At 64.2% G+C, this 9,711-nt stretch carries 8 protein-coding genes; 6 read left to right on the top strand and 2 right to left on the bottom strand.

Annotation, left to right across the window (positions count from 1 at the left end):
• Positions 1-37 precede the first annotated feature (37 nt).
• From arsH to ACTOWJ_RS14590, 4 genes are all read left to right on the top strand, one after another.
• A complete protein-coding gene (gene arsH / locus ACTOWJ_RS14575) occupies positions 38-832 on the top strand; it encodes an arsenical resistance protein ArsH (RefSeq protein ID WP_441335349.1) in 795 nt (264 codons plus the stop codon).
• 1 nt (position 833) lies between these two features.
• Positions 834-1,253 carry an arsenate reductase (glutaredoxin) gene (gene arsC / locus ACTOWJ_RS14580; RefSeq protein ID WP_441335350.1) on the top strand — a complete coding sequence of 140 codons (420 nt, stop codon included), beginning with the start codon at positions 834-836 and terminating at the stop codon, positions 1,251-1,253.
• An 843-nt stretch (positions 1,254-2,096) separates the two neighbouring features.
• Complete coding sequence (locus ACTOWJ_RS14585) at positions 2,097-2,567, top strand: post-PEP-CTERM-1 domain-containing protein (RefSeq protein WP_441335351.1); 471 nt, start codon at positions 2,097-2,099, stop codon at positions 2,565-2,567.
• The gene (locus ACTOWJ_RS14590) at positions 2,560-4,182 is read left to right on the top strand and encodes a PA domain-containing protein (RefSeq protein WP_441335352.1); all 1,623 of its coding nucleotides are present in this window, start codon (positions 2,560-2,562) and stop codon (positions 4,180-4,182) included. The genes ACTOWJ_RS14585 and ACTOWJ_RS14590 overlap by 8 nt, the downstream gene beginning before the upstream one ends.
• 229 nt (positions 4,183-4,411) lie before the next feature.
• Here the strand turns inward: ACTOWJ_RS14590 and ACTOWJ_RS14595 are convergent, their stop codons facing one another.
• Entirely contained in the window at positions 4,412-5,392 is a 981-nt protein-coding gene (locus tag ACTOWJ_RS14595) for an AraC family transcriptional regulator (protein WP_441335353.1), read from the bottom strand.
• Positions 5,393-5,706: 314 nt separating this feature from the next.
• On the opposite strand from ACTOWJ_RS14595, the gene ACTOWJ_RS14600 reads away from it, so the two are divergent.
• Entirely contained in the window at positions 5,707-7,260 is a 1,554-nt protein-coding gene (locus ACTOWJ_RS14600; protein ID WP_441335354.1) for an MBG domain-containing protein, read from the top strand.
• 327 nt (positions 7,261-7,587) lie between these two features.
• Complete coding sequence (locus ACTOWJ_RS14605; RefSeq protein WP_441335355.1) at positions 7,588-8,940, top strand: amidase; 1,353 nt, start codon at positions 7,588-7,590, stop codon at positions 8,938-8,940.
• Between the two features lie 214 nt (positions 8,941-9,154).
• Here the strand turns inward: ACTOWJ_RS14605 and ACTOWJ_RS14610 are convergent, their stop codons facing one another.
• The gene (locus ACTOWJ_RS14610; protein WP_441335356.1) at positions 9,155-9,550 is read right to left on the bottom strand and encodes a helix-turn-helix transcriptional regulator; all 396 of its coding nucleotides are present in this window, start codon (positions 9,548-9,550) and stop codon (positions 9,155-9,157) included.
• Between the last annotated feature and the right edge of the window lie 161 nt (positions 9,551-9,711).

Here is a 9,711-nt window from a genome sequence, read left to right on the forward strand (position 1 = left end):
TCTAGAATAATGGAATAGATGGCCGAGAGCAATCGTCATGACCGATCCGGATTTGCCTCATATCGACCTGGCGGCGCTTGAGGTCCCCGACACGCTCCTGCTGGGCGCGGCCGCTGACCCGCCGCGTATCCTGATCCTGTACGGCTCGCTGCGCCCTCAGTCCTTCAGCCGCAAGCTGGCGCTGGAAGCGCAACGACTGCTTCAACGCTTCGGCGCGGATACCCGCGTGTTCGATCCGCACGAGCTGCCGATACTGGACAGCGTTCCGGCCAATCACCCGAAAGTGCAGGAACTGCGCGCCCTGTCGTTATGGTCGGAAGGCCAGGTCTGGGTGAGTCCGGAGCGGCATGGCGGCGTGACCGCCGTGTTCAAGAATCAGATCGATTGGTTGCCGCTGGAAGAGGGCAGTGTGCGCCCGACGCAGGGCCGCACCCTCGCGGTGATGCAGGTCTGCGGCGGCTCGCAATCGTTCAACGTGGTCAATGCCTTGCGCCTGCTCGGCCGCTGGATGCGCATGATCACGATCCCCAACCAATCGTCCGTGGCCAAGGCGTGGCAGGAGTTCGACGAACACGGTCGGATGAAGCCGTCGGCCTACTACGACCGCGTGGTCGATGTCATGGAAGAGCTGGTCAAATTCACCCTGCTCACGCGCGGTCGCAGCGACTACCTCACGAGCCGTTACAGCGAGCGCAAGGGCGATCTGGCTGCGCGACAACTCGCTATCGCTTCGGCCGCGATTGAAACTGCCGCCGCGTCGATCGCAGCGCCTACCGCGGCCGCCGTAGTCCTCCCGACGCCCTGCTGCGTCGGCGCTTGCGAGGGAGACTGACATGCACGCGATCATCTATCACAATGCGCAGTGCGGAACGTCGCGTAATACGCTGGCTTTGATTCGTCATGCCGGCATCGAGCCGCAGGTGATCGATTACTTGCGCGATCCGCCCAGCCGCGAGCGTCTGCTCGAACTGATCGCCGGCGCCGGCCTGAGCGTGCGAGAGGCCATCCGCCAGAACGGCACGCCATACCTGGAGCTGGGCTTGGACGATGTGAGTCTCGACGACGAGGCATTGCTGGAGGCGATGCTTCGCACGCCGGTATTGATCAATCGTCCGTTCGTGCAGACCGACAGGGGTATTCGCCTGTGTCGACCCTCCGAGGTGGTTCTGGACCTCTTGCCGCCGGTGACTGCGCCATTCGTGAAGGAAGATGGCGAGGTGGTCGTGGACACCCGAGGGCAACGCGCTCGCTAGTAAGGCGGTGACTGGAGCGCCCAGTCGCCGGCAATCCAGAAACCGCATGGTTGGTACAGAACGTACGAACATTGCGATTCCGCCCAGGTGAACAGAAGTTCGAAGTCGGTAGTCGACGACACGAGCGGATTGCAGTCCTGACCAGGGTCTGTTCGACAGACTTCCGGCTGGCCAAATGTGCAGAGATCTTCTGTATCCAACGTACTCAGTGGTTCAGGTTGCAAGTAACAAGCAGCTTTGCTCACAGAAGTTTGGGTATGGCAGGCGCCGATCAAAGCGAGGCAGACAGTCTGACGTGTCTGGGACACGCCGAATCCAACTCCCTTGACGGGTTTAAACCGGCTTTTGCCGGTTTCCGCTGTTGCCGCGAGTCGTGTACGTGCGCGAACAGCTCGGGGTCACGGCGATATGACCTTGGCGCGACTGCCGGAAACGGCCTTGCCGCCCTGCTCGCGTAAATGCCGCTATCGCCTGATTCTTTCCCAAAGGCGGCGGAGCATTGCGCTGTTTTTCCCAAAGGAAGTCTCAAACGCAGGGACCGTTTCGGCCATTTGGCGATCGTGCGATGACCGATCTTTCTTAACAGTGGGCGAGTGCTACGGTGCAGCCGTCTCCGCACCGCCCAGGTGAGCCGGCATGCGGCGGATGCTTCGTACATCCAGTGTGGGGCCGAATCGATCGGCCCGGGCCCGCTGACGCGGCCGTAGCCACGCTACTCGGATCAGAACACTCATTCGGGGGCTGATCGCTTTCGCCAATCACCAACGCCAGCGCTAGTCGGCCGCCATCCACCGTGGCGGCTTCGTTCTGTCTCGTGGAAGTTCCCTGTCAAAGGAGAAGATCATGGAAAGCGAGAAAAGACTTCATCGATATCGCCGATGGACCTGGCACGTCCTGATATTGACGCTGATCGGCGCCCCGGCTTACGCACGACCACCGTCGCCGACCGAAACGCCGAAGGCCGAGCAAGGATCGGCGCATAGCGTCGCGACGGAATCCACGTCGCCCGCCTTGCACGACAGCGTGGTCGCGGTCGATCCGGCCACGGGACAATTGCGCGAACCCACCGCCGCCGAGTTGGCGGCGCTGAAGCAGGCCGCGCCGCCGATGCGTACGAACGGTCGGGTTATCCCGCGCGACGTGAACGAAGCCGCCCGCACGGTGCGGCGACTCGACGGCGGCGGTTACGAAATCCAGATGCCGCAATCGTTGATGGAGAACCTGGAATACGCGGTGCCCGCTGCAGCCGCCGGCTGCAATGCGCGGGGCTCGGTCAAGTCGTGCCAAGCGCAGCAGGAGAACGGCCATGACTAAGTCCCCCCGCATCGCGCTGTTGACCCTGAGCCTGGCTGTGTGCGCCGGCCCCGCTGCAGCCGCGCAGATCGTGCTGGTCAATGTCGATCCGGCCAACCAGGGTCTGAACGATCCCACGCCGGCGGCGGCGAACGGCGCCAATCCAGGCGTGACCATCGGCGAGCAACGACGCATCGCCTACCAATACGCGGCCGACTTGTGGGGCGCGGTCCTCAGCAGCGAAGTGCCGATCCGCGTGCAAGCCAGCTTCACCGCGCTACCGTGCACCGCCACTGCCGGCACGCTCGGCTCGGCGGGCAGCGCGAATTCGTATGTCGATTTCCCCGGCGCGGCGCAGGCGGCGACCTGGTATCCGGCGGCGCTCGCGGACGCGATGGCGGGGCGCAATCTCGGCGTCGACGGCAGCGTCGACATCATCAGCCGCTTCAACGCCAACCTCGGCACTCCGACCTGCCTGGCGAGCAGGCGCTGGTACTACGGGCTGGACGGAAAAACACCGGCCGGCGCCAGCAATTTCCTCAATGTGGTGATGCACGAAATCGCGCATGGCCTGGGATTCGCCTCGACGGTCGACAAAGTCACCGGCGCGATGATGCTGGGCAAGCCCGATGCCTATTCCCGTCCCGTCTTCGACAACGTGTCGGGCCTCGCCTGGACCGCGATGACCGACGCTCAGCGCAAAGCCGCCATCGTCGGCGGCGGGATCGTGTTCACCGGTGCGACGGTGACCCAGGAAGCACCCTTGTATCTGGATCCGGTGCTGTCGATGCAGGCCGGCGGCGCGTTGACGGCAACCTACTCGTTCGAGACGGCGAGTTTCGGTCCCGCGGCGACCACGACGGGATTCATGGGCGACGTCGTGCTGGCGAACGACGGCAGCGCCAACCCCTCGCTCGCCTGCAACTTCCTGACCAACGCCAGCGAAGTGATCGATCGGATCGTGGTGGCCAGGGCCGGAGGTTGCAGGAGCGGCAACAAATCGCTCTACGCGCAACTCGCCGGCGCCAAGGGCATCATCATCGCCAGCAACCAACCCGGAGCCGCGCCGCACCTTGATGACGGCTACAGCAATAACGCGATACCGACACTGAGTCTGTCGCAGGCCGACGGCGCCCAGCTCATCGGCGCGCTGCCCGGGATCAGTGTCTCGCTGACTCCGGTCGCGGGGCGTTATCTCGGCGCCGATACGCAAGGTCGGGTCTTGCTGTATTCGCCATCGGTGTTGGCCGGCGGTTCGAGCCTGTCGCATTACGCCACGACCCTGACGCCGGACGCGCTGATGGAACCGATCAGCACCGGAAACGAGCATGCCAATGTGCTCGTGGACCTCACGCCGGCGTTGTTCACCGACATCGGATGGCGCCTGGCGCCCGGCAACGCCATGATCGGCATCTGCGATTCCAGCGTCGACGCGGTGTCGCCGCGCGGCATCATCGTCGGCGCGAGCATCACCGCGCGGGCGCGGGTGTGCAAACGCGATCCGGGCCTGCTGGGCGTGAACTACATCAACTGCGTCAACGCCTACTCCAGCGAGTTGAAAAACGATGGCCTGATCAACGGATTGCAACAGACGCAAATCGCGGTATGCGCGTTGGCCACAGCTGTACTTCCCTAATTTAAGTAGGCTGAACTCAGAAGCCCATTCGGCCGCGTCCCTCCCTTCCTCCTTATCCTGCCCCAAGGGCGCGCGGCCTTTGCCTCGCATTGCATGCCGAAACATCGACCGCTGCCGAACCACGGCAGCGGCATTTTTCTAAAGGACCATGGGTCGGAAACCCGATGATCGGGATACGGCGGCGTAGCGAGGGCGGTAAAACTCGCGCAACCGGATCCGGACGACTGGCTTACTTTTTCTTGTCGGTGCCGGGGAGCTGATCGCCGGGCGCCCGGCCCAGCCACCGTTTGAAGGCGCGACGGAAAGCGCGCACGTCGCTGAAGCCCAGCCGTTCGCTCGTCTCGGCGACAGTGGAACCCTGCTCGCGCAGCAGTTGCTGTGCCGCCTGCGCGCGCGCGTGATCGCTGATGCTCCGAAACGAGGTTCCCGATTCGTGCAACCGCCGACGCAGCGTGCGCACGCTCAGCGCCAATGTGCGTGCGACCTCTTCCAGCGAAAGCGTCGCGTTGCCAGAACGGGCCAGGACCCGCTCGACCGCGGCTTTCGCCACGGGAACTGCCTGTTCCTGCCGACACCGTTCCAACAGTCCGCACAACTGCAGCACCATCACCGGCGAATGGGTCGCGACGGGGGCGTCCAGCCATCGACTTTCGATCGCCATCGCATTCCTCTTTGCTTCGAAATGCACCGGACAGCTAAACAGTTCCTGATAACGCCACGCATGCGCCGGCGCGGGATACATCAGCTCCAGCGATAGCGCCCGCACCTGCGCTCCCGTCAGAATTCGCATGATGGCCAGGTCGCTGGCGAAGGCTTCTTCGACTAGAAACGGCAGTACGCCGTCGTCGTGAAGGCGCGAGCGCACCACGAACTCGGCCAGTCCATTGCGGACCCGCAGTTCCGTCTGGGTGATGCCGCCGGTTTGGTCCTGATAATGCAAGCCTATTTCAGCCGCCTCGCCGAAGGTACGCGCTGCGCTCATCGCGAATCCGGGCAAGCCGAAGTGGCTCAGGTTCTCGCGCAGGCCCAATTCCAGGCCAAGATCGGCTCGCCCGGTCAGTTGCAGGGCGCGACGGATCATGCGCCAGGCCTGACGCAACGAGAGCAGCATTCCTGACGCTAAATCTTCGCTTCGAAAGCCGAGCCCCGCGCATAAATGGACGGGCGCGACGCCGAGTTCGCCGCACAGTTCGACCAGTGCGAGCAGCATTTGCGGAGCGATCTCAGGAGCGAATTCCTGCGAGTCGAGTCGGGGGCGTGACATCTGTAGGCGGGTATCCGAACAGTGATTATCGTATCGAGGCGGCGGATCGGTACGATGGACAGCTTGGCTGGCTGTCTATTGAGAACACCCAAAGATAGACGTAAGCCCAGGACAAAACCGCCATTAATGGCAGAAATAGTCCCCTGTTCAATGCGCCGGCAGCGATCAGCTCCTACACCGGGCCGGCGAGATTGCGACGCTGTTCGAAAAACTCCGGCCGGACCGCACACGCTCTGCTCGGTCCCAAGATCAGCGATCGCGTGCGCTCGCAGGCGGTCGGCGCCGACGCCCTGGCGGGCAGCGTGACCCGCGCGACCGGCGAGACCGTGGGCGCGTACGCGATCGGGCAAGGCTCGCTCAACAACGCCAATTACGCGATCAGCTTCGTCGACGGGCAGTTGCAGATCACCCCGCGCGCGATTTCGATCACGGCCGATACGCTCAGCAAGATCTACGGCAACCTCGATCCCACGCTCAGCTACCGCGTCACCGGCGGCAATCTGGTCGGCAGCGATACGCTCAACGGCGGACTGGACCGGGCCGCCGGCGAGAACGTGGGCAATTACGCGGTCGGCCAAGGTTCGTTGAGCAACGGCAACTACGCCATCAGCTTCGTCGACGGGCAACTGCAGATTCTGCCCAGAGGCAACGCGGTCAGCGCCGATCTGTTGGGCAAGGTTTACGGCAACGCCGATCCGATCCTGACCTGGCGCATCACCCAAGGCGAACTGGTCGGCGGCGACACCCTGCAGGGCGCATTGTCGCGCCAGTCCGGAGAGAACGTCGGCAACTACGCCATCGGCCAGGGTTCGCTGGCCAACGGCAATTACGCCATCGGCTTCGTCGACGGGCAATTACAGATCGCGCCGCGGCCGGTTACGGTCACCGCCAATAATCTGGCGAAGATCTACGGCGATCTCGACCCATCGTTGACCTGGGCGATTACTGCAGGGAACCTGGTCGGCAGCGACAGTTTGAGCGGCGGCCTGTCGCGCAGCGGCGGCGAGAATGTCGGCCGCTATCTGATCGGCCAGGGCTCGCTCGCCAACGGCAACTACACGATCAGCTTCGTTGACGGCGGGCTGTCGATTTCGCCGCGTCCGATCAGCATCGCGGCCAACGGCCTGCGCAAGGTCTACGGCGACGCGGATCCCTTCCTGAGCTGGTCGGTGACAGGCGGTCTTCTGATCGGCAACGACACCCTCAACGGCAGTCTGACCCGCCAGGCCGGCGAAAACGCCGGCGGCTTTGCGATCGGCCAGGGCAGTCTGGGCAACGGCAACTACACCATCGATTTCGCAGGCGCGCAGTTGCAGATCACTCCGGCGTCGCTGACGGTGCGCGCCGACGACCTCACCGGCTATTGGGGCTTGTTGCCCGCATACAGCTCCAGCATCGTCGGGCTGCGTCGCGGCGATCGCGCGGCCGATGTACTGAGCGGGAGTCCGAGCTACAGCACCGATGCCAACGGCCCCTTCCCGGGCGAATACCGGATCACGCCATCGGGCTATGGCTTGCTCAGCGGCAACTACACATTGAATTACGAAAACGGTCTGCTGCGATTGTTGCCGTCGGAACCGCGCGTAGCGGGACAACCCGAAGGCGCGTATCGGGCGGCGTTCGCCAGCCTCGATCTGCCCTCGCTCAATACCCAGGGCAAGGGACGCAAGGGCGAAGACGATGGCGCCGCAGGTACTTGCCATTCGGCCGAGGATGAGGGTTGTGCGAGTGCGGACGGGCAAAGCGTCGATCGCGCCAGCGTCCGCGTTATCGACGGAGGTATGCGACTGCCCGTCGGCCTGTCTTCCGATTGAGCATGAACGAGAATTTGTAGCCGGAGCGGATTGTGCAGGGCTCGGCGAATCGATTCAGCCAGTTGGACAGAATCACATGGTTGGTACGTGGGAGTCCGCAGAGTCTGTGCGTTTCGACGGGGTGAGGCGTATCCAAAAAATGCGGACCGCCACGCAGTGGCGCGCGTCGGCGCCGGCTAGGCTGTGCGCATGCCTTTCGACGACGACGCGCGCCGTCGCTTCCTCCAACGCAGCCTCGCGATCGCCGGTGCCGCTCTGGTACCGTCGCTGCGATCGGCCGTCGGCGCGATCCGCACGGCGCCCTCCGCCTCTCGAGATTCCCCACGCGTGAACGACACCGACCTGACAAGCGCCGCCGCCCTCGGCCGCGCTTACGCCTCCGGCCGTCTCGATCCGGTCGAGGTGCTCGACCGCTGCCTGAGCCGCGCCGCCGACACGCGCCACGTCTTCATCACCCTGATCGCCGAACGTGCGCGTGCCGAAGCCGAGGCCTCGGCGCAGCGTTGGCGCCGCGGCGAACCGCTGAGTCCGCTCGACGGCGTGCCGGTGGCGTGGAAGGACTTGTTCGACGTGCGCGGCACCGTCACCACCGCCGGCGCGGCGGTGTTCGCCGGGCATCCGCCGGCGGCCGCCGACGCTGCGCTGGTCGAACGCGCCACCCGCGCCGGCCTGGTCTGCGTCGGCAAAACCAATCTGGTCGAATTCGCGTTCTCCGGACTCGGTCTCAACCCGCATTACGGCACGCCGCGTAATCCGCACGATACGCGCACGGCGCGCGTGCCTGGTGGATCTTCGTCGGGTTCGGCGATCGCGGTCGCGCTGGGCGTGGTGCCGATCGCGATGGGCACCGACACGGCCGGCTCGGTGCGAATACCGGCCGCGTTCAACGGTCTGGTCGGATTCAAGTCCTCCGGCGCGCATTACCCGGGCTCGGGCGTGTTTCCGTTGTCGCGCAGCCTCGATTCCCTGGGGCCGATCGCGCGCAACGTCGAAGATTGCGCGCTGATCGACGCGGTCTTGCGCGGCCGACCGGCGCTGGTGGCGCCGGCCTCGCTGCAAGGCCAGGTCTTCGTCGTCGACGAGGCCTTTGTCGACGACGAGCGCGTGCAGCCGGCGGTGCGCGACCGTCTGACCGAAGCGCTGAAGCGGCTCGGCGAACGCGGCGCGCGCGTCGAACGCCGCCGCGTCGACGCCTTGCATGAAACCCAGGCGCTGATCCAGCGCTTAGGTTGGATGGCGGCGCCGGAAGCGCTGGCCGTGCACGAAGCCCTGCTGGCCTCGCCCGACGCCGAGCGGCTCGACCCGCGCGTACGCAAGCGCCTGGAGAGCGCGCGCGAGTTCCGCGCGGTCGACTACGTGCAACTTCAATGGGCGCGCGAGCGCTTGATCGCACAGGTCCACCGCGAGCTCGACGGCGCGATCCTGGTATTGCCGACGGTCGCGCACGTCGCGCCGGAACTGGCGCCGCTGGAAGCCGACATGGACCTGTTCTTCAAGACCAATCTGGCGACCTTGCGTCTGACCATGCTCGGCAGCTTTCTCGACATGCCCGGAGTCGCACTGCCCAGCGGCGTCGACGGCCAGGGCTTGCCGACGAGTCTGCTGGTGTCCGCGCCGCGCGGCGACGACGAACGCGTGCTGTCGGTGGCGCTGGCGGCCGAGGGCGCGGTCGCCGGTTGAGCGCGGGAATTTCAGCGGACGCTTTTACCAATAGATGGGTTACACCTAGTTAGCCGGTGAAATCTGATCGATTTCCTGTCCCTCGCGCCAATTGGGCGGCAGCTTGCTGCCCAAATTGGCTAGGGGCCCGCTGACCACACTGGAGCGGAGCGCTCTGAGAGCTATAAGAAGCGAGAGCGGGCGCCTAGGCTGAGCCGCCGCGTTAGCAGTCGCGCTAGGGGTAACTCTTCGCGAGGATGGCGATGATGCCGGCCAGACTTTCCCGCAACTGATGAGGAAGGCGTCTCAGGTCTTGTAGGCATTGATACTCGATCTCGTCCTGGGCGTAGTCGAGGCTTCGAACCGCGGGTGTCCAGGTTTCGTTGTCGGGTTTGATCGGGCCTCGTCCCGTTCCTAGCCACTCCAAGGTCACCTCGGTCGCCAACGCAATTTCGATCAGGTGATTCATCGAGGGCAGATTGCCCCCGTTCTTTTCCCATTGCGCTACTGCGCTGCGTTGCACGCCGATCTTGCTCGCCAATTCTTGTTGCGACAGCTTGGCTTGCAATCTCGCGCGCCGTACTCGGTCTTCCATATGCATTCGAATGGACTCCGTGTCGTCAATGTCCACGTCCGGTTTCCCTAACCGGTTACCAAGGTCGGACAAAAGGCTGAACGACCTTGTTCACATTATTCTTGAACAGATTGAAATTACGGGTTTTTTTCCCGCTCATGTTTTTCGCGCGGGGGCTTTCACATGTCGCAGTAGACATGAATCTTTCGCAAATAGGT

Source organism: Lysobacter sp. CA199 (genome assembly GCF_052078715.1).
Taxonomy (GTDB): domain Bacteria; phylum Pseudomonadota; class Gammaproteobacteria; order Xanthomonadales; family Xanthomonadaceae; genus Lysobacter.

Bases quoted from the DNA above. Each gene is read 5' to 3' on its own strand.
- ACTOWJ_RS14595 (WP_441335353.1), bottom strand. From the start codon at position 5,392: ATGCTGCTCGCACTGGTCGAACTGTGCGGCGAACTCGGCGTCGCGCCC.
- arsH (WP_441335349.1), top strand. From the start codon at position 38: ATGACCGATCCGGATTTGCCTCATATCGACCTGGCGGCGCTTGAGGTC.
- ACTOWJ_RS14585 (WP_441335351.1), top strand. From the start codon at position 2,097: ATGGAAAGCGAGAAAAGACTTCATCGATATCGCCGATGGACCTGGCAC.
- ACTOWJ_RS14590 (WP_441335352.1), top strand. From the start codon at position 2,560: ATGACTAAGTCCCCCCGCATCGCGCTGTTGACCCTGAGCCTGGCTGTG.
- arsC (WP_441335350.1), top strand. From the start codon at position 834: ATGCACGCGATCATCTATCACAATGCGCAGTGCGGAACGTCGCGTAAT.